Genomic DNA, 23,012 nt, shown 5'->3' on the forward strand with positions numbered 1-23,012 from the left:
CCCCGCGCACGCGGGATCATCGCGGCCTTGTTCAGCGATGAACCCGCAGTCCACAACGCCAAGGAGCCGCTCGACGAAGCTCGCCTTGCACCAGGCCTTCCGCCAGGTTGGCGCGACCGACCACGAAGCCACCACCGCTGCCGAAGCGATCGCCGGCGCCCTGGAGAAACGCATGACCGACCAGCACATCCCCTATGCCAAGCTCACCGATCTGCAGGCCGTGAAGGTCGACATGGCCGACCTGAAATCGCAGTTCTCCGTCTGGCGCGGGGAGATGAAGCAGGAGATCGCTGCGGTCCGCGGTGAAGTCGCCGTCCTTCGGGCCGAAATGAAACAGGAGATCACCGCGGTACGGGCGGAGATGCGGCAGGAGATCGCCGCGGTACGCGGCGACATGTCGCTGCTGCGGGGCGAGGTCAAGCACGAACTCGCCAGTACCAAGACCGAGTTGATCCGGTGGATGGTGGCCGGCCAGCTGACCACGGTGACGGTGCTGGGCTCGCTGATATTCGGCGTGCTGCGCGACGTGACCCGATGAGGCCGACGGCCAAGAAAAAACCCCGCCAGCTGACGCTGACGGGGTTGTTCTGGTGGGCGGTGCAGGGTTCGAACCTGCGACCCCTGCCGTGTGAAGGCAGTGCTCTACCGCTGAGCTAACCGCCCGGTATTCGGACCGGGTTGCCGGGTTTCACGAGACATCAAGACGTGGTGGGCGGTGCAGGGTTCGAACCTGCGACCCCTGCCGTGTGAAGGCAGTGCTCTACCGCTGAGCTAACCGCCCGGTCTTGTCGTCCTCGACCGCTGCTTGCGCCGCTGCCGGGGATGTCCGGGAAAGTCGAAGATTATGCCATGAGTTTTTGACTCGATTCAAGAACTCTTCGGAAATTCTCCCGGGCCGTGCGCAGCGGCGGCGCCGCGGTCAAGCCGTGGCCGCCACCTGCCAGATGCGCTTGCCGCCGCTGGCCTTGTCCAGGTCGACCAGCACCTTGTCGTGCAGCGCCAGCTCTTCCGGCGTCGGCGTGATGACGGGCAGATCGAACGCGCTGAAGTCGATCGCCGCGACCACCATCTCGCCGCCCTGGCCTTGCGACGACGAGGCGCTGTCATCGATGACCAGCGAATCCTGACCGCGCGTCAGCCGGATGTAGACCTCCGCCAGCAGCTCCGCGTCCTTCACCGCGCCGTGCAGCCCCCGGTTGCTGTTGTCGACCTCCAGCCGCCGGCACAAGGCATCGAGCGAATTCGCCTTGCCGGGGAACATGTCCCGCGCCATCAGCAGCGTGTCCAGCACGTTGTCGACGCACTCGTGCAGCGGCGCCCGGCCGCAGCGCTTGAGCTCGGCGTTGATGAAGCCCACGTCGAATGCCGCGTTGTGGGCCACCAGCTCCGCGCCCTCGATGAACGCGAGGAACTCATCGACGATCTGCGCGAACTTGGGCTTGTCGGCGAGGAACTCGCTGCTCAACCCGTGGACGCGGAACGCCTCCTCGGGCATGTCCCGTTCCGGGTTCAGGTAGAAGTGCAGATGACGTCCCGTCAGCTGACGGTTCACCATCTCCACCAGGCCGATGTCGACGACGCGATCGCCCGATTCAGGATTCAGGCCGGTGGTTTCGGTATCGAAGAAGATCTGACGCATGTCTGGTCTCGCAGGAACGGGCGCCGATCAGCGCATCGCGGGCGCGGCCGGCAGGCGCGCCGCGCGGCGATAGGCCCACAGCATCATCAGCGCGCCGCCGACGATCATCGGCACGCTCAGCCACTGGCCCTGGCTCCAGCCGAAGGCGCGCAGGCCGAGGAAGGAATCCGGTTCGCGGAAGTACTCGGCGGTGAAGCGCGCGACCCCATAACCGAGCAGGAACAAACCGGACACCGCGGCCATCGGTCGCGGCTTGCGCGCGAACAGCCACAGCACGATGAACAGCAGCAGGCCTTCGCCAAGGAACTGGTAGATCTGCGACGGGTGGCGCGGGATGCCGCCGTCGTTGGCCTGGGGAAAAACCATGGCCCAGGGCAGGCCGGGATCGGCCGCGCGGCCCCACAGCTCGCCGTTGATGAAGTTGCCCAACCGCCCCGCGGCGAGTCCCGTCGGCACGCAGGGTGCGACGACATCCCCGACCTCCAGGAAGTGGAACCCGCGTCGCCATGCGAAGAGCGCGAGCGCGACCAGCACGCCGAGCAGCCCGCCATGGAAGGACATGCCGCCCTGCCACACCGCCAGGATCTCGCCCGGATGGCTCAGGTAGTAGGCCGGCTTGTAGAAGAACACGTAGCCCAGCCGGCCGCCCAGCACCACGCCCAGCACGCCGTAGAACAGCAGGTCGTCGACGTCGCGGCGGGTCCAGCCGCGGGCCGCGTTCCAGGGGCGCGCAACCACGCGGTTGCCCAGCCATAGGAACAGGCCGAACGCGGCCAGGTACATCAGGCCGTACCAGTGGATGGGCCACTTCCAGAGATGGAAGGCCACCGCGTCGAACTGGGGATGCACCAACATGAGAGAGCTCTACTGCGCCGCAAAGGCGCGAATCATAAGGGCCGGGCGGCGCCCGACCGCTCAGCCGCCCAGCGCCGCGAGCTGCTTGCGGCAGTCCTCGATGTCGCCATGGCTGCCGCGGCGGTTGTCGACGCAGCGCTGCAGGGCGGCGCGCGCCGCGGCCTTGTCGCCCTTGGCCGCCAGCGCCGCGCCCAGGCGGCGATCCAGGCCCAGCTGCTCGGCGCCCTGCATGCCGCGGGCGCGTTCGAACGAGGCCACCGCCTTGTCGTACTGCCCGAGCGCGTCGTAGGCCCGGCCCAGGCCGTAGGCGCCCATCGCCTGGCTGGGCTGGCTCTTGAGCAGCTCCTCGAACCAGGGCACCGCCCTGTCCTTCTGGTCGCTGAACATCAGGTTGCGGCCGTAGTCGCTCCACAGCACGCGCAGCTCGAGCAGCAGTTCCGGTCGCTGCGTGCGCACCGCGCGCAGCGCCTTCTCCATCGCCGGCCAGTCCTTCTTCGACGCCGCGACCCGCGCGCGCATCAGGTTCAGCTGGGCCGCGTCCTTCACCTCCTGCTCCAGCGCTCGCGCCTTGGACTCGCCACCGCCGATGAAGCCGGGCAGCGCCAGGTAGTACTGCTGCAGCGCGCTGCGCGGCTCGGGGGCGTCCGGCATCAGCGCCATCGCCCGCTGCGCCAGCTCGCTGACGCGTCCCAGCGAGCCCAGCGCCTTGAACTTGCTGCCGCCGCGCGCCTGCATCACCAGCGCGAGCGCCAGCGCGTAATGGCAGGCGCCCTCATTGGGGCTGCGCTGGAGGCATTGCTCCAGCCGCTGGATGTTCTGCTTCAGCACGCTGCCGTCGACCAGGTCCAGTTGCGCCAGCGCCAGCGCGGCCACCGCCTGCGGGTCGTCCGGATCGGCCTTCACCCGCTGCGCGGCCAGTTTCTCCAGGTCGTCCGCCCGACCGGCGTCGAGCAGCGTCTGCAGTTCATGGTCCTTGAAGACGGCGGCCTGGGCCGGCGTCGCGAAGGCCACGCTCATCAGCATCGAGAAGCCGGTGATGAGGCAGATCGCACCGACCACCCGGCGCAGCAGGCCGCGGCGGTCGCCATCGTCATTCTTGCGGGGAGCTTTCACGGGGGGAGATCCTTTCATCGGCGCATGGTCGCAGAACTCGGCCGGACGTGCATGCGCCGCACCGTACTTCCGCTTCGCCTCCGCCACCGGACATCGGCAGGCCCGACCTGCCCCTTCCGGGGGCCGCGGCCCGGGTCATGCCTTGACTTTCACCTGCCGCCGGACGTGGTCGACGAACCGCCGCACCACCGGCGACGCGTCCGGCCGCCAGATGAGGCTGGTGTCGCAGGCCGGCACGCGGGTCGACGGCCACGGCCGGTAGCGCACGCCCGGCCGCTGCAGCGCGCACACCGATCGCGGCACCCAGGCCACGCCCATGCCGGCCGACACCAGGTTGACGATGGTCTGCATCTGGATGGCCTCCTGGGCGATCTGCGGCGTGGCGCCGTGGGCGCGGTAGAAGCCGAGCAGCGCATCGAACAGCGAGGGCGCGATCTCGCGCGGGAACACCACCAGCGGCTGGCGCAGCACCTCCTCCAGGGTGGGGGCCGCCTTGCGTCGCCCCGCCAGCCCCCAGTCCTCCGCATGGGCGAGGACCAGCGGTTCGGTCGAGACGATCAGGCGCTCGAAACCGGCAGGCTCGGCGCCCGGCGCGTGGATCACGAAGCCGGCATCGAGTTCGCCGGTCTCGAAGCCGCGCAGCTGGACGTCCAGCGTCGCCTCGCGCAGCGCGAGCTGCACATCGGGCAGCGCCTCGCGGAACAGCCGCAGCCAGCGCGGCATGTCCCCGTAGCCGACGGTCGACACGAAGCCCAGGCTCAGCCGTCCGGCCTCGCCGCTGGCGGCCGCGCGAACGCGCAACGGCACCTGGTCGGCCTGCTCCACGAGCCGCGTGCCCGCCTCGACCAGCGCCTGCCCGGCCGCGGTTAGCGCGACGGCCCGCCGGCCGCGCTCGAGCAGTTGCACGCCCAGTTGCGCCTCCAGCTTCTGCACCGCCAGGCTCAACGGCGGCTGGGTCATGTGCAGGCGCTCGGCGGCACGGCCGAAGTGCAATTCCTCGGCCAGCACGAGGAACTGGCGGATCGGACGGAGTTCGATCATCGATACACCATGCAAATCAATTGGCCACTCACTATATATTGGACCCGCATGGACGGGCGGCGCATACTGGCGCGCTCCAAGCACTGCCCGCCAGGATGTCCGCCATGACCGACGCCAAGAACGCCCCCCACGACGACGCACCGAATCGTCGCTCCCGGAACATCACCGAAGGCGTCGCGCGCGCGCCCAACCGCTCGATGTATTACGGCATGGGCTACCAGGAAAGCGACTTCGGCAAGCCGATGATCGGCGTGGCCAACGGCCACTCGACGATCACGCCGTGCAACTCCGGCCTGCAGAAGCTGGCCGACGCAGCCGTCGTCGGCCTGAAGGCCGCAGGCGCCAACGCCCAGCTCTTCGGCACGCCGACGATCTCCGACGGCATGGCCATGGGCACCGAGGGCATGAAGTACTCGCTGGTCTCGCGCGAGGTCATCTCCGACTGCGTCGAGACCTGCGTCGGCGGCCAGTGGCTGGATGGGGTGATGGTCATCGGCGGCTGCGACAAGAACATGCCCGGCGGGATGATGGGCATGTTGCGCGCCAACGTGCCGGCGATCTACATCTACGGCGGCACGATCAAGCCCGGCCACTACAAGGGCCAGGACCTCAACATCGTCAGCGTCTTCGAGGCGGTCGGCCAGTTCAGCGCCGGCAAGATGAGCGAGGAAGATTTCTGCCAGATCGAGAAGCGCGCCATCCCCGGCAGCGGCTCCTGCGGTGGCATGTACACGGCCAACACGATGAGCTCGGCCTTCGAGGCGCTGGGCATGTCGCTGCCCTATTCGTCGAGCATGTCCAACGTCGAGGACGAGGTCGTCGAGAACACCAAGCGCGCCGCCGACTGCCTGGTCCAGGCGGTGAAGGCCAATCTGAAGCCCCGCGACATCGTCACGAAGAAGGCGATCGAGAACGCGGTGGCGGTGATCATGGCCACCGGCGGCTCGACCAACGCGGTCCTGCACTTCCTGGCCATCGCGCATGCGGCCGAGGTGGACTGGACCATCGACGACTTCGAGCGCATGCGCAAGAAGATCCCGGTGCTGTGCGACCTCAAGCCCAGCGGCCGCTTCCTGGCGGTGGACCTGCACAAGGCCGGCGGCATCCCCGCGGTCATGAAGCAGTTGCTCAAGGCCGGCCTGCTGCATGGCGACTGCATCACGATCACCGGCAAGACCGTCGCCGAGAACCTGGCCGACGTGCCCGACCTGTCGCCCGACCAGCAGGTCATCCGCGCCGTCGACGATCCGATCTATGCCGAAGGCCATCTGGCGATCCTCAAGGGCAACCTGTCGCCCGAAGGCTGCGTCGCCAAGATCACTGGCCTCAAGAACCCGGTCATCACCGGTCCGGCGCGCGTGTTCGACGACGAGCAGTCGGCGCTGGCGGCGATCATGGCCGGCCAGATCAAGGCCGGCGACGTGATGGTGCTGCGCTACCTCGGCCCCAAGGGCGGCCCGGGCATGCCGGAGATGCTGGCGCCCACCGGCGCGCTGATCGGCCAGGGCCTGGGCGAGAGCGTCGGCCTGATCACCGACGGGCGCTTCTCCGGCGGCACCTGGGGCATGGTGGTCGGCCACGTCGCGCCGGAGGCCTACGAAGGCGGCACGATCGCCCTGGTCCATGAAGGCGATTCGATCACCATCGACGCCCACCGGCTCCTGCTGCAGCTGCATGTCGACGATGCCGAACTGGCGCGTCGCAAGGCCGCGTGGACGAAACCGGCACCGCGCTACACCCGCGGCGTGCTGGCCAAGTTCGCCAAGAGCGCCTCGAGCGCCAGCTCGGGCGCGGTGCTCGACAAGTTCGAGTGACCGATCCGGCGCCGGCCCGCGGGTCGGCGCGCTGAAAGCGGCAGCGGGGCCCGAGGGCCCCGCTGCTCATTCCGGTCGCGCGCCCGGGCCGCGCCGGTTCAACGCCGCTTGCGCTGCTTGTCCGCCTGGCCGAGCGCCTCGAGCGAGCGCTGGCGGCGCGACTCCTTGCGTTCTTCCAGCTTGTCCATCTCCTTGCGCTTGGTGTAGCCCGACTTGTCGGCGAACTCCCACCACAGCACCGCCAGGACGAAGGGCGACAGCACCCACCACCAGCTCAGCGCACCGATCGGCCCGAACTCGGCCAGCTTCAGTGCGATCAACAAGACGCCGATCACGATCAACCACATCGCATTTCTCCTCGTACGCGCGCCCGGTCGGCACGGCTCCCAACACTACAATCGCCCGAGCCCGGAATCCCCCAGCCACTCGCCGCTCCTCCCGGAAGCGGCCCCCTTCTCGGGGTGTTCCGCATCTTCCCGGCAGGATCTGAAAGGATGCCATGAAAAACGCCTTGTTCGTCTCCGCGGCCCTGATCGCGGCCCTGTCCGCCCCCAGCGCCTTCGCCAGCCAGGAACTGGCCCAGAAGAAGAACTGCATGGCCTGCCATGCCGTCGACAAGAAGCTGGTCGGTCCCGCCTACAAGGATGTCGCGGCCAAGTACGCCAAGGACAAGGATGCGGTGAAGAAGCTGTCCGAGAAGATCATCAAGGGCGGCTCCGGCGTCTGGGGCCCGGTCCCGATGCCAGCCAACGCGCAGGTCAGCCCGGCCGAAGCCGAGCAACTCGCCAAGTGGGTGTTGTCGACGAAGTGAAGGTCGACGGCTCGCCATGAACAAGGCCCCGGATTCGGGGCCTTGTGTCATTCAGCGGCCCGTCGGCGGAAGGAACGCCCTCCCGAGGAGGGTCGCGATCGCGGGACCCGGGCGCCTCCGGACGCCCGCCCTCAGCCGCTGCATCAGCTGCCCTCTTCTCAGGAATCTTCTCAGGAAGTTCAGCCGCACCCGGCCGCGCAGGCCGACGGAAATCAGGATCTCCCGGCCACCGATGGCCAGCAGGCGCTGCGCCAGCGCGGCCGCACAGCGCCGGGTGGGTTTCGGGGACTTCTGCGGGAACGAAGACTCCACAAGCGACTCCTTCTGTGAGATCGGCATCCGGGGATGCCGCGCGAGCGCCGCCTTGATCGCGGCCCGCCTCGATGGAGGCGGTGCGACGATTCTTGGTCCGCCGGACCTCGCGATTCCACGACCCGAGCCAGTGTGCGTACGGCGTCGGGTGCCACATGAAGGCCAAGCACTGCCGGAGACCAGCGCCCAGGCCCGCTCCGCGCCCATGGCCCGACAGGTCCCGGGCGAGCACGTCGGCAGGCGCGCCCCTGGAGGCGCCTGCCGGCGCGCCGGTGATGCGCAAAGAAAAAGCCCCGCCGTGGCGGGGCCTGGTGAGCCGTGCGGGTGAGCCGTCAATAGGCCTGGCCGAGCTGCTCCAGGATCGCCGGGTTCTCCAGCGTCGAGGTGTCCTGGGTGACGCTTTCGCCCTTGGCCACCGAACGCAGCAGGCGTCGCATGATCTTGCCGCTGCGCGTCTTGGGCAGGTTGTCGCCGAAGCGGATGTCCTTGGGCTTGGCGATCGGGCCGATCTCCTTGGCGACCCAGTCGCGCAGCTGCTTGGCGATGGCCTTGGCCTCGTCGCCGCTCGGACGCGGGCGCTTGAGCACGACGAAGGCGCAGATCGCCTCGCCGGTCGTGTCGTCGGGCCGCCCCACGACCGCCGCTTCCGCCACCAGGTCGGTGCAGCTGACCAGCGCCGACTCGATCTCCATCGTGCCCATGCGGTGGCCGGACACGTTCAGCACGTCGTCGATGCGGCCGGTGATCGTGAAGTAGCCGTTGTCGGCATCGCGGATGGCGCCGTCGCCGGCCAGGTAGTAGCCCTTGAGCTCAGGCGGGTAGTAGCTCTTCTTGAAGCGTTCCGGATCGCCCCAGATGGTGCGGATCATCGAGGGCCACGGCTTCTTGACGACCAGGATGCCGCCCTGCCCGTTGGGCACGTCGTTGCCGGTCTCGTCGACGATGGCCGCGGTGATGCCGGGGAACGGCAGCGTGCAGGAGCCCGGCACCAGCGGCGTGGCGCCCGGCAGCGGCGTGATCATGTGACCGCCGGTCTCCGTCTGCCAGAAGGTGTCCACGATCGGGCAGCGGCCGCCGCCCACATGCTGGTGGTACCACTCCCAGGCGGCAGGGTTGATCGGCTCGCCCACCGAGCCCAGCAGCCGCAGCGAGCTCAGGTCGTAATTCTTCGGATGGACCGCCTCGTTGGTCTCGGCGGCCTTGATCAGCGAGCGGATCGCCGTCGGCGCCGTGTAGAAGATCGTGACCTGGTGCTTCTGGATCATCTGCCAGAAGCGGCCGGCGTCCGGGAAGGTCGGGATGCCCTCGAAGACGATCTCGGTGCCGCCCAGCGCCAGCGGACCGTAGGTGATGTAGGTGTGGCCGGTCACCCAGCCGATGTCGGCGGTACACCAGAAGATGTCGGAGTCCTTCAGGTCGAAGGTCCACTTGGTGGTCAGCGCCGCATGCAGCAGGTAGCCGCCGGTGCTGTGCTGCACGCCCTTGGGCTTGCCGGTCGAGCCCGAGGTGTAGAGCAGGAACAGCGGATGCTCGGCCTCGACCCATTCGGGCTCGCAGCTCGCGGCCTGGCCGGCCACCGCGTCGTGCAGCCATTCGTCGCGGCCGTCGACCCAGGCGATCTGGCCGCCGGTGCGCTTGTAGACGATCACCGATCTGATGGTCGGACAGCTGTTGTCGGCCAGCGCGTCATCGACGATGGCCTTGAGCGGCAGCGACTTGCCGCCGCGGGCCTGCTCGTTGGCGGTCAGCACCATCACCGCGCCGGCGTCCTGCACGCGGTCGCGCAGCGACTGCGCCGAGAAGCCGCCGAAGACCACCGAGTGCGTCGCGCCGATGCGCGCGCAGGCCTGCATCGCCACCACGCCCTCGACCGACATCGGCATGTAGATGACGACGCGATCGCCCTTCTTCACGCCGCGCGCCTTGAGCGCGTTGGCCAGTTGCGCCGTCCTGGCCAGCAGCTCGGCATAGGTGACACGGGTGACGCTGCCGTCGTCGGCCTCGAAGATGATCGCGACGCGCTCGCCGCGGCCGGCCTCGACGTGGCGGTCCAGGCAGTTGTAGGACACATTGAGCCGGCCGTCCTCGAACCACTTGAAGAAGGGCGCGTCCGACTCGTTCAGCACCTGGGTGAACGGCTGCTTCCAGCTGAGCAGCTCGCGCGCCTGGCGCGCCCAGTAGCCGGCGTAGTCGGTCTCGGCCTCCTTGCACAGCGCCTCGTAGGCGGCCATGCCGGACACATGCGCGCCCTGGACGGCGGCTGCGGGGGGGTTGTAGATCTTGTCGCTGATCTTGTCGCTCATGGCCTATGTCTCCGTACAGGCAGGGATCTTCAAACTCGGGCGAACTCTCCGCTTTCACACTGACGACCTGCTTACTCTTGTAGAAGAGCGGCGGGCGCGCAGCCGCGAAACCAGGGGCATGCTCTCACTAAAATCGCCCGGTTTGGCGGTTCCCGCCCGTTACGACCTGAAGGATTGCCCCGATGACCGATCGACCGAAGGCCCCGGCCGACACCGCACCCAAGCGCATGCACCCGCTCGCCCACCTGATGTTCGGGAGCCGCTGGCTGCAATTGCCGCTGTACCTCGGGCTGATCCTGGCGCAGGCGGTCTACGTCTATCAGTTCTGGACCGAATTGATCCACCTGGTCGAGGCGGCCTTCGGCAACCAGGAGGCGCTGAAGCTGCTGGTCGACAGCGTCGGCTACAAGGCGGGCAGCGCGCCCACCAAGCTCAACGAGACCATCATCATGCTGGCCGTGCTGGCGCTGATCGACGTGGTGATGATCTCCAACCTGCTGATCATGGTGATCGTCGGCGGCTACGAGACCTTCGTGTCGCGGCTGCATCTGGAGGGCCATCCGGACCAGCCCGAATGGCTGGATCACGTCAACGCGTCGGTCCTGAAGGTCAAGCTGGCGACGGCCATCATCGGCATCTCGTCGATCCACCTGCTCAAGACCTTCATCAATGTGCAGAACCTGACCGAGCAGACGCTGATCTGGCAGACGGCCATCCATCTGGCCTTCCTGCTGTCGGCGCTGGCCATCGCGATGACCGACCGGCTGCTGTCCCAGCCCCCGGGCGCCAAGCACTGAGCGCCGCCACGGCGCCTGAACGACGAGGGAGCCCGCGGGCTCCCTTCTTCTTTGGGGGACGCCCGCTCAGCCGCGCTTGCGCAGCAGGATCAGCGTCCCCGCCACGCCGGACAGGATCGAGCCGCCCAGCACGCCCAGCTTCACGCGCGTCTCGTAGTCGGGCCCGTGGCCCTCGAAGGCCAGGCCGCCGATGAACAGGCTCATCGTGAAGCCGATGCCGCACAGCACGCAGACGCCGAAGAACTGGATCCAGTCGGCGCCGCCTGGTCGCTGCGCCAGGCCGAAACGGATCATCAGCCAGGAGCTGCCGAACACGCCCACCGCCTTGCCCGTCAGCAGGCCCAGCGCGATGCCCAGCGACACCGGGTGCAGCAGGTCGCCCGCGTGCAGGCCCAGCAGCGACACGCCCGCGTTGGAGAACGCGAACATCGGCAGGATCAGGAAGGCGACCCACGGATGCAGGCCATGCTCGAGGTCCTCGGCCGGCGAATGGCCGCGGCCGTCGTCCGACGGGATGAACAGCGCCGTGGCGACGCCGGCGAGCGTCGCATGCACGCCCGACTTGAGCACGCAGGTCCACAGCACCAGGCCGACGACGATGTAGAGGTCCGCGCGCGTCACCCTGGCCCGGTTGAGCGCGAAGAGGATCGCCAGGCAGACCGCGGCGGCGCCCAGCATCGCCAGCGACAGCTGGCTCGTGTAGAAGAGCGCGATGACGACGATGGCGCCCAGGTCGTCGATGATCGCGACCGCCGTCAGGAAGACCTTCAGCGAGGCCGGCACCCGGCTGCCCAGCAGCATGACGATGCCGATCGCGAACGCGATGTCGGTGGCGGCGGGGATCGCCCAGCCGTGCAGCGCCACCGGATCGCCGCGGTTGATGCCCGCATAGATCAGCGCCGGCACGACCATGCCGCCCAGCGCGGCCACCATGGGCAGCACCGCCTGCGAGCGCTCGGCCAGCTCGCCGCTGACGAATTCGCGCTTGATCTCCAGGCCGACGAGGAAGAAGAACACCGCCATCCAGAGGTCGTTCACCCAGACCAGCAGCGGCTTGGCGAGCACCAGCCAGTCGCCGCCGATGCGGACCTCGCCCTCGATGCGGGTGAAGGCGGCATAGAACTCCCGCCACGGTGAGTTGGACAGGATCAGCGCGGCCACCGCGGCGATCGCGAGCACGATGCCGCCAGCCGATTCGCTGGCGAAGAAGCGTTTGAGTCCCGGCGTCAAGAAAGTTCCTCCCGAAAAACGAGCCGCCGGATCGGCGGCCCCAGGCAGTGGATCAGCGCGGCGGAGGCAGGTCGATGACCGATCCCGGCCAAACCGCCCGTGAAGCCGACATCATCGCCGGTGCGCGCTCACCCGTCCGGCAGCGCGCCCGAACGACGCCGACGGATCCCCCGTCCGGACCCGTTCCGTGCGGATATCGGCGCGCAAGCCGTGGCTGGCGCCGGGGCCTTGGGGTGGTGGAGGATAATCCGCCGCGTCCCTGGATCCCCGAGCCTCACCATGACCACCACGATCCGTTACGCCGACCTCGTCGAAAGCGTCGCCGCCGCGCTGCAGTACATCAGCTACTACCACCCGGCCGACTACATCCAGCACCTGGCCCGCGCCTATGAGCGCGAACAGAGCCCGGCCGCCAAGGACGCCATCGCGCAGATCCTGACCAACTCGAAGATGTGCGCCGAGGGTCGTCGTCCGATCTGCCAGGACACCGGCATCGTCAACGTCTTCCTGAAGATCGGCATGGACGTGCGCTGGGCCGACTTCCCCGGCTCGATCCAGGACGCCGTCAACGAAGGCGTTCGCCGCGCCTACAACCATCCGGACAACAAGCTGCGCGCCTCGGTGCTCAGCGATCCGATCTTCGAGCGCAAGAACACCAAGGACAACACGCCGGCGGTGATCTTCATGGAGGTCGTGCCCGGCAACACCGTCGACGTGATCGTCGCGGCCAAGGGCGGCGGCTCCGAGAACAAGAGCAAGGTCTACATGCTCAACCCGAGCGAGTCGATCGTCGACTGGGTGCTCAAGACCGTGCCGACGATGGGCGCGGGCTGGTGTCCGCCGGGGATGCTGGGCATCGGCGTCGGCGGCACGGCAGAGAAGGCGGCGCTGCTGGCCAAGGAAGCGCTGATGGACGACATCGACATGTACGAGCTGCTCGAGCGCGGCCCGCAGAACAAGCTGGAAGAGCTGCGCATCGAGCTGTACGAGAAGGTCAATGCGCTGGGCATCGGCGCGCAGGGCCTGGGCGGGCTGACCACGGTGCTGGACGTCAAGATCAAGACCTATCCGACGCACGCCGCCTCCAAGCCGATCGCGATGATCCCGAACTGTGCGGCCACGCGCCACGCGCACTTCGTGCTGGACGGCTCGGGCCCCAGCTACCTGGAGCCGCCCAGCCTGGACCTGTGGCCCGACGTGCAATGGGCGCCGGACTACAACAAGAGCAAGCGCGTCGACCTGAACGCGCTGACCAAGGAAGAGGTCGCGAGCTGGAAGCCCGGCGACACGCTGCTGCTCAACGGCAAGATGCTGACCGGCCGCGATGCTGCGCACAAGCGCATCCAGGACATGCTGGCCAAGGGCGAATCGCTGCCGGTGGACTTCACCAATCGCGTGATCTATTACGTCGGCCCCGTCGACCCGGTGCGTGACGAGGTGGTCGGCCCGGCCGGTCCCACCACCGCGACGCGGATGGACAAGTTCACCGACATGATGCTGGAGAAGACCGGCCTGATCGCCATGATCGGCAAGGCCGAACGCGGCCCGGTCGCGATCGAGTCGATCAAGAACCACAAGTCGGCCTACCTGATGGCGGTCGGCGGCTCGGCCTACCTGGTGTCCAAGGCGATCAAGCATGCCAAGGTCGTCGGCTTCGAGGACCTGGGCATGGAAGCGATCTACGAGTTCGACGTGGTCGACATGCCGGTGACGGTGGCGGTGGACGCCGGCGGCACCAGTGCCCACATCACCGGCCCGGCCGAGTGGCAACAGCGCATCGCCTCGGGCAAGGCGATCAAGATCCCGGTCGCCGCCGGCTGATCCGGCGTCGCGCCGCAAGCAAGGGCCACCCTCGGGTGGCCTTTTTAATGCTCGTGGTGGCGATCAGCCGCGCGTTGCGTCCGGTGCCGTCGCCGCCGCGGCGGTCGGGCCCGCTGCCGGCGAAGGCGTTTCGGCGACCGTCCGCACCACCCGCTGCGGGAACGGGATATCGATGCCCAGCCGGTTGAGCAGCCGCAGCACCGCGAGGTTCACATCGGAGCGCACGCCGCCCTGCCCGTTGTGCGGATCGGAGATCCAGAAGCCGATCGTCAGCTCCAGCCCATCGGCGGCGAAGTTGCTCAGCGACACCGACGGCGCCGGCTCGGACAGCACGCGCGGCACGCGCTGGATCTCCTCGATCAGCTGCGGGAACAGCGCGTCGACATCGGTGCCGTAGGCCACCTGGACGACGGTCGTCACATTGACCTGCGGATCGGCGAGCGAGAGGTTCTCGACCCGCGTCGTGATCAACGATTCGTTGGGCACGATCGCCTCGCGGCCGTTGAGCGCGCGGATCACCGTGTAGCGGGTCTTGATGTCGCTGATGCGGCCCTCGAAGTTGTCGACCTTGACCATGTCCCCGATGCGCAGCGAGCGCTCGGCCAGGATCATGAAGCCCGACACATAGTTCGCCGCGATCTTCTGCAGGCCGAAGCCCAGCCCCACGCCGACCGCGCCGCCCAGCCAGGACAAGGCGCTCAGGTTCAGGCCCACCATGTTCAGCGCCACCATCGCGCCGACCACCATCAGCGCGGTGCGCGTCAGGTTGACCGCGATCTTGCGCATCGACAGATCCATCACCGATTTGCCGCGCAGCAGCCTCGATTCGATCGCCGACGACAGCCACAGCACCACCAGCATGATGGCGCCGACCTGCAACACCCCGACCAGGAGGTCATAGACCGTGGTCGACTCGCCCCGGGCGTTCTTCGGCAGGAAGCCCAGCTTGTAGTCGTCGAGCTCGTCGATCAGGATCGGCAGCAGGCCCACGATCCACAGGATCGATCCCAGCCAGGCGACCCAGGAGACGCTGCGCTCCAGCAGCTTGATGCCGACCGAGTCGGGCATCGTCGCCCGCAGCACGCGCGCCACGAGCCGGATCACCACCAGCGACAGCAGCACCGGAATGACGACGCGGAACAGCGCGACCGGCTCGCCCAGCAGCGGCATCAGCCGCCGCGCGCCGAGCGCCAGCAGCAGCGCGATGACCGGGAAGAGCACACCGTCGTACACGCGGTGGCCGAGCAGCACCGAGTGGTGGCCCGGCGCGGCCGTCACATGCTTGGCGATGCGGTAGACGATCAGCCACGACAGCGCCAGGCAGGCCAGCACCAGGCCGACCTCGATCAGCGCGCGCGGGCGCGCCAGCATGGTGAGCAGCGATTCCAGCTCGCGCAGGCTCAGGGTGTGGTTCAGGGGCGCGGTGCTGCCCAGGGTGGAGCTCAAGGAGGAGATCAATTCGGCAACCGGCACGGGCCGGTCCTTCGGTCAATGGGAAATCGAGGGGGCGTGCGGCGCGATGCGGCTCAGATCCCGGCCAGCGTCCGCACGTGCACGCCGACGCTGCGCGCCAGCGCGCCCAGGTCGTAGCCGCCTTCGAGGCAGGACACGATGCGGCCCTTCGCATGGCGCCGGGCCACGTCCATGATCCGCAGCGTGATCCATTCGTAGTCCGCCTCGACCAGGCCGAGCTGCGCGAGCTCGTCGTCGCGGTGCGCGTCGAAGCCGGCCGAGACGAACACCATCTGCGGCCGGAAGCGCTCCAGCGCCGGCATCCAGAGCGACTCGATCATTTCGCGCACCTCGGCGCCGCGGGTGTACGGCGGCACCGGCAGGTTGAGCATGTTCGGGCCCTTGGGCTCGGCGCCGCAATACGGGTACAGCGGGTCCTGGAAGATGCTGACCATCAGCACCCGCTCGTCGCCGGCGAGGATGTCCTCGGTGCCGTTGCCGTGGTGGACGTCGAAGTCGATGACCGCGACGCGGTCCAGGCCGCGCACGTCCAGCGCATGCCGGGCGGCGACGGCCACGTTGTTGAAGAAGCAGAAGCCCATCGCCTGCTCGCGGGTCGCGTGGTGGCCCGGCGGGCGCACGGCGCAGAAGGCGTTCTCGGCGCGGCCGTCCATCACCAGGTCGGTGGCCTTCACCGCCGCGCCGGCCGCGCGCAGCGCCGCCGACCAGGTGTGGGCATTGGCGCTGGTGTCGGGGTCGAGCGCCTTCATCGGGTTGGGCACGCCCTGGCGGGCCTGCTGCTCGAGCGCTTCCAGCTCGGCCTTGAGTTCGGCGACGTAGCGCGCCGAATGCGCCCGCTCCAGCGACCGCAGCTCGGCGCGGGGCGCGTCGTGCCGGTCGAGCGCGGTGTCGATGCCGTGGGCGATGAGCCAGTCCTCGATCGCGGCCAGGCGCTGCGGGCATTCCGGATGACCGGCGCCCATGTCGTGACGGTGGCAGTCGGGGTGGCTGATGAAGGCGGTGGACATGGTCGGGGCGTGCGCGTGGCGTCGTCGGACCGCAGGGATTCTGAGATATCGTGCGCCGATGAGCTCCGACGCCCCGACCCTCGCCTCCCAACCGCTGGCCGACCTGCGGCGGCAGATTAGCACGATCATCAAGGGCAAACAGGCGCAGACGGAAGACTGCCTGGCCTGCCTGCTGGCCGGCGGCCACCTGCTCATCGAGGACCTCCCGGGCGTCGGCAAGACCACGCTGGCGCATGTGCTGGCGATCTCGCTGGGCCTGCGCTTCTCGCGGGTGCAGTTCACCACCGACCTGATGCCCTCGGACCTGCTCGGCGTCAACATCTACCAGCCCGGCGCGCAGGCTGCCGGCGCCAGCGCCTTCCAGTTCCACCCCGGTCCGGTCTTCAGCCAGGTGCTGCTGGCCGACGAGATCAACCGCGCCGGCCCGAAGACGCAGAGCGCGCTGCTGGAGGCGATGGAGGAGTACCAGGTCAGCGTGGACGGCACGACCCATCCGCTGCCGCAACCCTTCTTCGTCATCGCGACGCAGAACCCGAGCGAGCAGCTCGGCACGCATCCGCTGCCGGAGTCGCAGCTGGACCGCTTCCTGATGTGCATCAGCCTGGGCTATCCCGACCGCCAGGCCGAGCGCGAACTGCTGATGGGCGAGGACAGCCGCGAGCAGCTGCGCGCGCTCAAGCCGGTGATGACGCCGGAGCAGCTGCGCGCCCTGCAGCGGGAGGTGCTGCGCATCCATGTGTCGCCCGCGCTGCTGGACTACCTGCAGGCGCTGCTGGAGGCGACGCGCTCCGGCGAATGGTTCCAGGAAGGCCTGAGCCCGCGCGCCGGCCTGGCGCTGCTGCGCGCCGCGCGCGCCAAGGCGCTGCTGAGCGGGCGGGACTATGTCTCGCCGGACGACGTGCAGGCGATCCTGCCGCAGACGATCGCCCACCGGCTGCGTCCCCGCGGCGGCAGCGCGCGCGGCGCCCGCGAACAGGTGCGCGCGATGATGGCCGCCGTGCCGCTGCCCTGAGCGGCGCGTCGCGATCGACCGACCGGAGACCGCCGTGCGCGTGCCCGCCTGGAAGCTGCCTCCGCTGAAACCGCCGGCCCTGCGCTGGCCGTGGCAGCGGCGCTGGGACGCATGGTGGCAGGCCCGCCATCCGGCCAGCGACACGACTGCGCTGACGCAGCGCAACCTCTACATCCTGCCCAGCCGTCCGGGCGCCGCCTTCGTGGTCACGCTGCTGGTGCTGCTGCTGGCGTCGATCAACGACCAGCTGAGCCTGGGCTACCTGCTCACCTTCGTGCTGGCGGGCGCCGGCATGGCGTCGATGAACGCGACCCACCGCAACCTGCGGGGCCTGAAGCTGGACCTGAAGACGCCCCCGCCGGCCTACGCCGGCCAGGCGCTCGCGCTGGACATCCGGCTGCACAACCCCTCGGCGGCGCGTTTCGGCGTCGGCCTGCGACTGCCGGACGCCAAGCCCGGCGATACCGCCTTCGCCGACGTGCCCGCGCAGGGCCATGCGCAACTGCAGCTGCAGCTGAGCTTCCCGAACCGCGGCCGCCATGCGCTGCCGCGGCTGCGCATCGAATCGCAGTTCCCCTTCGGCCTGTTCATGACCTGGAGCTACTGGCGGCCGGCCGCGCAGGCCTGGGTCTATCCGACGCCCGAGCTGGACGCGCCGCCGGCGGCCGCCGTTGAGGAAGGGCTGCCGCAGGGCCAGGGCCAGCCCGGTCTCGGTGACGATCCGGGACTTCGGCCCTACCGCCACGGGGACTCGCCGCGGCAGATCCTGTGGAAGAAGTCGGCACTCGCGCTGGCCCAGCCGCAGCCGCCGGGAGGCAGCGGCGCGGGCGCGGCCCTGCTCGTGCGCGAGCGACTGGGCAGCCGCGCCAGCGAGCAGTGGCTGGACCTGGCCGCGACCCGCGGCCTGCCGTTCGAGCAGCGCGTCTCCCGGCTGGCGGCGTGGGTGCTGCGCGCCGAGGAGGAAGGCCTGCCCTACGGGCTGCGCCTGCGCGGTGTCGCGCTGGCGCCCGACCTCGGGCCGGAGCACTTCCGCGACTGCATGGAAGCGCTGGCCCTGGCGCAGGAGCAGCCGTGAGCGCCGCCCCGGCACTGGCGGCAGGCCGCCGCAGCCCGCTGCCCCGCGAGGCGCGCGACACGCTCTTCCTGCTGGCGATCATCTCGGCGGTGCTGCTGCCGCACGCCGACCACCTGCCGTGGTGGTGCAGCGCCCTGACCGCGCTGATGCTGGGCTGGCGCGCGCGGCTGGCCTGGCGCAGCGAGGCCCTGCCCGGCCGCTGGAGCCTGCTGGCGGTGCTGGCGCTGGTGATCGGCCTGACCCTGGCCACCCACAAGACCATCCTCGGACGCGAGGCCGGCATCACGATGCTGGCGATGCTGATGGCGCTGAAGACGCTGGAGTTGCGCGCCCGGCGCGACGCCTTCGTCGTCTTCTTCCTCGGCTTCTTCCTGGTGCTCACCCAGTTCCTGTACTCCCAGTCCCCGCTCATCGCGGTGTGGATGATCGGCTGCGTCTGGGCGCTGCTGTCGGCGCTGGTGCTCGCGCAGATGCCGCAGGGCGTGCCCAGCCTGAAGCTGGCGGCACGCATCGCGGCGCGCAACACCCTGATCGGCCTGCCGGTGATGGTGGCGCTGTTCGTGCTGTTCCCGCGCTTCCCGCCGCTGTGGGGCCTGCCCAAGGACTCGGGCGCGCGCACCGGCCTGTCGGACACGATGAGCTTCGGCGCCTTCGCCGAGGTGGCCAGCGACGACACGATCGCGATGCGGCTGCGCTTCGACGGCGCGCCGCCGCCTCAGCCGCAGCTGTACTTCCGCGCACAGGTGCTGACGCGCTTCGATGGCCAGACCTGGACCGCCTCGCGCGTGACCTGGGTCGGCGGCGAGGTCGCGCCGACGCTCGACGGTCCGGTGTTCCGCTACCAGGCGACGATCGAGCCGCTGCGCGTGACCGCGATCCCGCTGCTCGAGTTCAGTCCGGGCGTCGCCGGCGACCGGATCCCGGTCGGGCGCCTGGCCGCGACACGGGGGCCGCAGGGCCAGTGGCAGGTCGCGCTGCCGTTCGCGGAAACGCTGCGATTCCGGCATGAGGCCTGGCCACGCGCGCAATGGGGCGCCCGCATCGGCCGCGCCGATCGGCTCGAGGCGCTGAGCCTGCCGCCCGGCCTCAATCCGCGCACGCGGGCGCTCGGCGCCTCGCTGCAGGAGCGCTTCGCGACGCTGGACGAGGATGCCCGCGCGCTCGCGGTGAACCGGGAACTGCTGACCCGCATCCGCCGCGACGGCTTCGGCTACACCCTCGCTCCCGGTGTCTACGGCGAGACCAGCCCGCATGCGATCGACGAGTTCTGGTTCGACCGCAAGCTCGGCTTCTGCGAGCACTTCGCCTCGGCCTATGTCGTGCTGATGCGGGCGGCGGGTGTGCCGGCCCGCGTGGTCACCGGCTTCCAGGGCGCCGATCCCCAGCTGCAGGACGGCGACCTGGTCGTGCGCATGAGCCAGGCGCACGCCTGGGCCGAGTTCTGGACCGCCTCGGGCGGCTGGCAGCGCGCGGATCCGACCGCGGCGGTGTCGCCCGACCGCATCCAGGGCCGACCGCTGCGGCCGTCGCCCGGCGTCTTCTCCGGCGCCCTCGAGCAGCTCCGTCCGGGCCTGCTGACGGCGCTGCGCACCACCTGGGAACGCCTGAACAACCGCTGGCAGCAGACGGTGCTGAACTTCTCCACCGGCGAGCAGATGAACCTGCTCAAGCGGCTGGGTTTCGAGAATCCGGACTGGACCGCGCTGGGTCAGGTCGCCGGCGGCCTGATGGCGACGGCGGCCCTGGTCGGCGCCGGCCTGGCGGCCTGGCACCGGCGGCCGCACGATCCCTGGTCGCGCCAGCGCGCCCGGGTGCGACGCGAGCTCGATCGCCTCGGCCTGTCCACCCGCGACGACGAGACCCCGCGGCGCTGGGCCGCGGCGCTGGTCGAGCGCCACGGCGCGCCGGCCGGGACGGTCGCCGCCACGCTGTTGCAATTGGAAGCGCAGCGCTACCGGCAGGACCTCGCCGCCGCCACGTCACAATGGCAGCGCCAGTTCGCGGCTCAGTGTGCCGACCTCCGTCAGGCCCTGGCCCGCTGACCCCCGCCGCCCCTTCGAGTCCTCGACGCTCCACCGCCGCCCGCCGGCCCGCATCCGCCGCATCCGCCACCTTCCCGAATGACCGCAGACCGCCGCTCCGCACCTCGCCGCCTCTTTCTCCATGCCCTCCTGCAGGCCTCGATGGCCGCCACTCCGCTGATGGCAAGCCTGGCCGCCGCGCCGGCGCTGGCGGAGACGGCCCACAAGCCGCATCCGGCCGCGAAGCCGAAGTCCGCCGGGAAGAAGCCGGCGCGCAAGCCCGCGCCGCCGCCGGCCTACGGTGACCGCGCCGACGTCATGGCCTTCGCCGATGCGCAGGCGGACTCGCTGGGCTACCGCCGCGAGGAGCTGCGCGCGGTGCTGGCGCTGGCACGGCCGCAACCGACGGTGCAGCGGCTGATCCTCCCGGGGCCGCCGGGACAGGCGAAGGACTGGGGCGCCTACCGGCAGCGTTTCGTGGAGCCGCAGCGGCTGCAGGCCGGGCTGGCCTTCTGGGCCACGCACGAGGCGGCGCTCGCGCGCGCCGAGGCGTCCTACGGCGTGCCGGCGGAGATCATCGCGTCGGTGATCGGCGTGGAGACCTTCTACGGCCGGATCATGGGCAGCTTCCGCGTGCTGGACGCGCTGGCGACGCTGAGCTTCGACTACCCGTCGCCGCTGCCACCCGGTGCGCGCGACCGCAGCCCCTTCTTCCGCGAGGAGCTGCGCCAGTTCCTGATCCTGGCGCGCGAGAACGGCCTGGATCCGATGGCGATGAAGGGCTCGTACGCGGGCGCAATGGGCTGGGGCCAGTTCATGCCGGGCAGCTGGCGGCGCTTCGCGATCGACTTCGATGGCGACGGTCATGTGGACCTGATCGACAGCCCGGTCGACGCGATCGGCTCGGTGGCCAATTTCCTGCGCGAGCACGGCTGGCAGCGCGGCATGCCGACGCATTACGAGGTGCAGGTGCCCAATGACACCGCGGCGCGCGCGCAGCTGCTGATCAGCGACGTGCTGCCGCAGCTGGACGCGCGGCAGTTCGAGTCGGTCGGTGCGCAGCTGTCGCCGCAGGGACGCGCCCACAACGGCCCGCTGGCGCTGATCGAGCTGCAGATGGGCGGCGCTGCGCCGGTGTACGTCGCGGGCACCCAGAACTTCTACACGGTGACCCGGTACAACCAGAGCAGCTATTACGCGATGGCGGTGATCGAGTTCGCCAACACCCTCGCGAGCTGGCGCAAGGCGACCGGCCCGACGCCCCCGTCGAGCCCGGCCAGCGCCAGCTGATCAACGGCCGGGGATCGGCGGCCCGCGATCAACGACCGGGGATCGGCGGCTTGGTCCGCGGGCGCCCGGCGCCATCGCCGGAGTCACGCTGCTCATGATGGGCGCGGTCGATGTCGCCATCGCCTTCGGGCCCCTTCTGGCCGGTCTCGCCGACGCGATGGTCCTCGTCGTCATGCTCGAGCCCGCCATGCAGGCCGGGTGGGAAGTCACTGGAAGTGCGCGGAGCATTCATGGTTTCCTCCTGAAGTGGCCGATCGATCTTAGCCACGGTGCGGAAGGCCCCACCCGCAAGAACGACAAAGGCGCCCCTCGGGCGCCTTCTGCTGTCGATCCAGTGGAAAACCGCGTGCTCAGTGCACCAGGCCGATCCACTCGCCGCGACGCTGGTACGCATCGAACAGGTCCTGCGCGACCGCCTGCAGCCGGGCATCGCCGCGGGCATGGGCCGTGGACAGGCGCTCCAGCGCGTAGAGGCGGTCGTACAGCATGCGGGTCGGCTGCAGCGTCAGGCCGTGGTCGGCCATCAGGTCCTGCAGCGTCAGCAGCTCGTCCATGCTCGCGGTGCCGGCCACCGTCAGGCCGAGATCCGGCACCAGTCCCCAGGGTGCCTGGGCGGTTTCGGGCATCAGGTGCGGCGGGATCTGGGTGTGCATGGTGGCCTCGGAGCGATTCATGTCGGCGTGGACAGGATCATGGATCGCACCGCCCGGAACTTGAGCGGGAAAAGCGGGGGAATTCCGGGCCAGTTCTGGCGATCGCCGGACGCCCTGCCCAGCTTGACCGGCGACTCGTGCCGCCGGCCTGCGCCAATCAGCGGCGAGGCCGGGCGATGAAGCCCGAGAGCTCGGTGCACCAGGCGGCGGCGGGCACGTCGAGCTCATTGAGCGCCAGCACGTCGACGTGGGCGTCGGTCAGCATCTTGGCCGAGGCCGCGTTGAGCCCGACCTGGTGGTCCTTCTTCTCCAGGTAGACCACGCGCTGGATGCCGACCTGGATGATGGACTGCACGCAGCGCGGGCAGGGGTACTGGGTCGTGTAGATGGTGCTGCCGGTCAGCGGCAGCACGACGCAGTTGAGGATCGCGTTGACCTCGGCGTGGACGATGTAGCTGTGACGCGAGTTGGCCGGATCGGCGTCGTCGTCGGACCAGTAGGCCGGGTCGTTGTCGTCGCAGCCGCGCGGCAGGCCGTTGTAGCCCACCCCGACGATCTTGTAGTCCGCGCTCGCGATGCAGGCGCCGTTGCGCTTGCGGCTGTCCTTGGAACGGGCGCTGGCCAGCAGGGCCACGCCCATGAACATCGAATGCCAGTCGATCAGCGGATGGTTGTCCATGGTGCAGACAGGGAACGAAGGTCGGGGACGAGGCGGGAAAGTGTAGTGGAGGGCATGAAGCCGCCC

22 protein-coding genes and 2 tRNA genes are annotated in these 23,012 nt (G+C 69.5%); 9 read left to right on the forward strand and 15 right to left on the reverse strand.

From position 1 onward, the window contains the following. Positions 1-37 precede the first annotated feature (37 nt). The gene (locus CS062_RS15055; RefSeq protein WP_143742357.1) at positions 38-538 is read left to right on the forward strand and encodes a hypothetical protein; all 501 of its coding nucleotides are present in this window, start codon (positions 38-40) and stop codon (positions 536-538) included. A 50-nt stretch (positions 539-588) separates the two neighbouring features. Here CS062_RS15055 and CS062_RS15060 read toward each other — a convergent pair. The 6 genes from CS062_RS15060 to CS062_RS15085 form a co-directional block, all read right to left on the reverse strand. Further along, positions 589-663 (reverse strand) — tRNA-Val (locus CS062_RS15060). A gap of 43 nt (positions 664-706) precedes the next feature. Beyond that, positions 707-781 (reverse strand) — tRNA-Val (locus CS062_RS15065). 138 nt (positions 782-919) lie between these two features. Continuing rightward, positions 920-1,639, reverse strand: a complete 720-nt coding sequence (gene dnaQ / locus CS062_RS15070; protein WP_099862432.1) for a DNA polymerase III subunit epsilon — start codon at positions 1,637-1,639, stop codon at positions 920-922. 27 nt (positions 1,640-1,666) lie between these two features. Beyond that, positions 1,667-2,494: a prolipoprotein diacylglyceryl transferase gene (lgt, locus tag CS062_RS15075; protein WP_099862433.1), complete on the reverse strand. Its 828-nt coding sequence runs from the start codon at positions 2,492-2,494 to the stop codon at positions 1,667-1,669. A 60-nt stretch (positions 2,495-2,554) separates the two neighbouring features. After that, positions 2,555-3,607, reverse strand: a complete 1,053-nt coding sequence (locus CS062_RS27290; protein ID WP_099862434.1) for a tetratricopeptide repeat protein — start codon at positions 3,605-3,607, stop codon at positions 2,555-2,557. 135 nt (positions 3,608-3,742) lie between these two features. Beyond that, entirely contained in the window at positions 3,743-4,648 is a 906-nt protein-coding gene (locus CS062_RS15085; protein WP_099862435.1) for a LysR family transcriptional regulator, read from the reverse strand. 104 nt (positions 4,649-4,752) lie between these two features. Between CS062_RS15085 and ilvD the strand changes: the two genes are divergently transcribed. Then, positions 4,753-6,462, forward strand: a complete 1,710-nt coding sequence (gene ilvD / locus CS062_RS15090; RefSeq protein ID WP_099862436.1) for a dihydroxy-acid dehydratase — start codon at positions 4,753-4,755, stop codon at positions 6,460-6,462. A gap of 98 nt (positions 6,463-6,560) precedes the next feature. On the opposite strand, the gene CS062_RS15095 is transcribed toward ilvD, so the two are convergent. Then, positions 6,561-6,809, reverse strand: coding sequence for a TIGR04438 family Trp-rich protein (locus CS062_RS15095; RefSeq protein WP_099862437.1), 249 nt, complete (start codon positions 6,807-6,809; stop codon positions 6,561-6,563). A 152-nt stretch (positions 6,810-6,961) separates the two neighbouring features. Here CS062_RS15095 and CS062_RS15100 point away from each other — a divergent pair, with 152 nt between their 5' ends. Then, complete coding sequence (locus CS062_RS15100) at positions 6,962-7,273, forward strand: c-type cytochrome (protein WP_099862438.1); 312 nt, start codon at positions 6,962-6,964, stop codon at positions 7,271-7,273. 51 nt (positions 7,274-7,324) lie between these two features. Here the strand turns inward: CS062_RS15100 and CS062_RS15105 are convergent, their stop codons facing one another. Next, on the reverse strand, positions 7,325-7,585 hold the full coding sequence (locus tag CS062_RS15105; RefSeq protein WP_158238803.1) for a hypothetical protein: 261 nt from the start codon (positions 7,583-7,585) through the stop codon (positions 7,325-7,327). Positions 7,586-7,917: 332 nt separating this feature from the next. Next, positions 7,918-9,888 (reverse strand): acetate--CoA ligase, encoded by a 1,971-nt coding sequence (gene acs / locus CS062_RS15110; protein ID WP_099862440.1) that lies wholly within the window; start codon positions 9,886-9,888, stop codon positions 7,918-7,920. 182 nt (positions 9,889-10,070) lie between these two features. Between acs and CS062_RS15115 the strand changes: the two genes are divergently transcribed. Next, the gene (locus CS062_RS15115) at positions 10,071-10,685 is read left to right on the forward strand and encodes a TIGR00645 family protein (RefSeq protein WP_099862441.1); all 615 of its coding nucleotides are present in this window, start codon (positions 10,071-10,073) and stop codon (positions 10,683-10,685) included. A gap of 66 nt (positions 10,686-10,751) precedes the next feature. Here the strand turns inward: CS062_RS15115 and nhaA are convergent, their stop codons facing one another. Continuing rightward, positions 10,752-11,915: a Na+/H+ antiporter NhaA gene (gene nhaA, locus CS062_RS15120; protein ID WP_099862442.1), complete on the reverse strand. Its 1,164-nt coding sequence runs from the start codon at positions 11,913-11,915 to the stop codon at positions 10,752-10,754. A 279-nt stretch (positions 11,916-12,194) separates the two neighbouring features. Between nhaA and CS062_RS15125 the strand changes: the two genes are divergently transcribed. After that, positions 12,195-13,736: a fumarate hydratase gene (locus CS062_RS15125; protein ID WP_099862443.1), complete on the forward strand. Its 1,542-nt coding sequence runs from the start codon at positions 12,195-12,197 to the stop codon at positions 13,734-13,736. A gap of 63 nt (positions 13,737-13,799) precedes the next feature. On the opposite strand, the gene CS062_RS15130 is transcribed toward CS062_RS15125, so the two are convergent. Beyond that, positions 13,800-15,182 (reverse strand): mechanosensitive ion channel family protein, encoded by a 1,383-nt coding sequence (locus CS062_RS15130; protein ID WP_233218074.1) that lies wholly within the window; start codon positions 15,180-15,182, stop codon positions 13,800-13,802. A gap of 80 nt (positions 15,183-15,262) precedes the next feature. Next, on the reverse strand, positions 15,263-16,216 hold the full coding sequence (locus tag CS062_RS15135) for a histone deacetylase family protein (RefSeq protein WP_099862444.1): 954 nt from the start codon (positions 16,214-16,216) through the stop codon (positions 15,263-15,265). Positions 16,217-16,274: 58 nt separating this feature from the next. Here CS062_RS15135 and CS062_RS15140 point away from each other — a divergent pair, with 58 nt between their 5' ends. The 4 genes from CS062_RS15140 (at position 16,275) to mltB (ending at position 21,614) form a co-directional block, all read left to right on the forward strand. Then, positions 16,275-17,228: an AAA family ATPase gene (locus CS062_RS15140; RefSeq protein WP_099862445.1), complete on the forward strand. Its 954-nt coding sequence runs from the start codon at positions 16,275-16,277 to the stop codon at positions 17,226-17,228. Positions 17,229-17,262: 34 nt separating this feature from the next. After that, the gene (locus tag CS062_RS15145; RefSeq protein ID WP_233218075.1) at positions 17,263-18,303 is read left to right on the forward strand and encodes a DUF58 domain-containing protein; all 1,041 of its coding nucleotides are present in this window, start codon (positions 17,263-17,265) and stop codon (positions 18,301-18,303) included. After that, complete coding sequence (locus tag CS062_RS15150) at positions 18,300-20,345, forward strand: transglutaminase TgpA family protein (protein ID WP_158238804.1); 2,046 nt, start codon at positions 18,300-18,302, stop codon at positions 20,343-20,345. The genes CS062_RS15145 and CS062_RS15150 overlap by 4 nt, the downstream gene beginning before the upstream one ends. A gap of 141 nt (positions 20,346-20,486) precedes the next feature. After that, complete coding sequence (gene mltB / locus CS062_RS15155; RefSeq protein ID WP_233218076.1) at positions 20,487-21,614, forward strand: lytic murein transglycosylase B; 1,128 nt, start codon at positions 20,487-20,489, stop codon at positions 21,612-21,614. 28 nt (positions 21,615-21,642) lie between these two features. On the opposite strand, the gene CS062_RS15160 is transcribed toward mltB, so the two are convergent. The 3 genes from CS062_RS15160 to CS062_RS15170 form a co-directional block, all read right to left on the reverse strand. Next, positions 21,643-21,846: a hypothetical protein gene (locus CS062_RS15160; protein ID WP_099862448.1), complete on the reverse strand. Its 204-nt coding sequence runs from the start codon at positions 21,844-21,846 to the stop codon at positions 21,643-21,645. Positions 21,847-21,964: 118 nt separating this feature from the next. Further along, positions 21,965-22,288: a hypothetical protein gene (locus CS062_RS15165; RefSeq protein WP_099862449.1), complete on the reverse strand. Its 324-nt coding sequence runs from the start codon at positions 22,286-22,288 to the stop codon at positions 21,965-21,967. Between the two features lie 136 nt (positions 22,289-22,424). Beyond that, on the reverse strand, positions 22,425-22,946 hold the full coding sequence (locus tag CS062_RS15170; RefSeq protein ID WP_099862450.1) for a deoxycytidylate deaminase: 522 nt from the start codon (positions 22,944-22,946) through the stop codon (positions 22,425-22,427). Positions 22,947-23,012 lie beyond the last annotated feature (66 nt).

The sequence above is a fragment of the Roseateles chitinivorans genome (assembly GCF_002761755.1).
GTDB classification, from domain to species: Bacteria; Pseudomonadota; Gammaproteobacteria; order Burkholderiales; family Burkholderiaceae_C; genus Roseateles; species Roseateles chitinivorans.

Excerpts from the sequence above, each read along its gene's own strand:
- CS062_RS15055 (WP_143742357.1), top strand. The coding sequence starts at position 38 with ATGAACCCGCAGTCCACAACGCCAAGGAGCCGCTCGACGAAGCTCGCC.
- dnaQ (WP_099862432.1), bottom strand. The coding sequence starts at position 1,639 with ATGCGTCAGATCTTCTTCGATACCGAAACCACCGGCCTGAATCCTGAA.
- lgt (WP_099862433.1), bottom strand. The coding sequence starts at position 2,494 with ATGTTGGTGCATCCCCAGTTCGACGCGGTGGCCTTCCATCTCTGGAAG.
- CS062_RS15085 (WP_099862435.1), bottom strand. The coding sequence starts at position 4,648 with ATGATCGAACTCCGTCCGATCCGCCAGTTCCTCGTGCTGGCCGAGGAA.
- ilvD (WP_099862436.1), top strand. The coding sequence starts at position 4,753 with ATGACCGACGCCAAGAACGCCCCCCACGACGACGCACCGAATCGTCGC.
- CS062_RS15095 (WP_099862437.1), bottom strand. The coding sequence starts at position 6,809 with ATGTGGTTGATCGTGATCGGCGTCTTGTTGATCGCACTGAAGCTGGCC.
- CS062_RS15100 (WP_099862438.1), top strand. The coding sequence starts at position 6,962 with ATGAAAAACGCCTTGTTCGTCTCCGCGGCCCTGATCGCGGCCCTGTCC.
- acs (WP_099862440.1), bottom strand. The coding sequence starts at position 9,888 with ATGAGCGACAAGATCAGCGACAAGATCTACAACCCCCCCGCAGCCGCC.
- CS062_RS15115 (WP_099862441.1), top strand. The coding sequence starts at position 10,071 with ATGACCGATCGACCGAAGGCCCCGGCCGACACCGCACCCAAGCGCATG.
- CS062_RS15125 (WP_099862443.1), top strand. The coding sequence starts at position 12,195 with ATGACCACCACGATCCGTTACGCCGACCTCGTCGAAAGCGTCGCCGCC.
- CS062_RS15135 (WP_099862444.1), bottom strand. The coding sequence starts at position 16,216 with ATGTCCACCGCCTTCATCAGCCACCCCGACTGCCACCGTCACGACATG.
- CS062_RS15140 (WP_099862445.1), top strand. The coding sequence starts at position 16,275 with ATGAGCTCCGACGCCCCGACCCTCGCCTCCCAACCGCTGGCCGACCTG.
- mltB (WP_233218076.1), top strand. The coding sequence starts at position 20,487 with ATGGCCGCCACTCCGCTGATGGCAAGCCTGGCCGCCGCGCCGGCGCTG.
- CS062_RS15160 (WP_099862448.1), bottom strand. The coding sequence starts at position 21,846 with ATGAATGCTCCGCGCACTTCCAGTGACTTCCCACCCGGCCTGCATGGC.
- CS062_RS15165 (WP_099862449.1), bottom strand. The coding sequence starts at position 22,288 with ATGAATCGCTCCGAGGCCACCATGCACACCCAGATCCCGCCGCACCTG.
- CS062_RS15170 (WP_099862450.1), bottom strand. The coding sequence starts at position 22,946 with ATGGACAACCATCCGCTGATCGACTGGCATTCGATGTTCATGGGCGTG.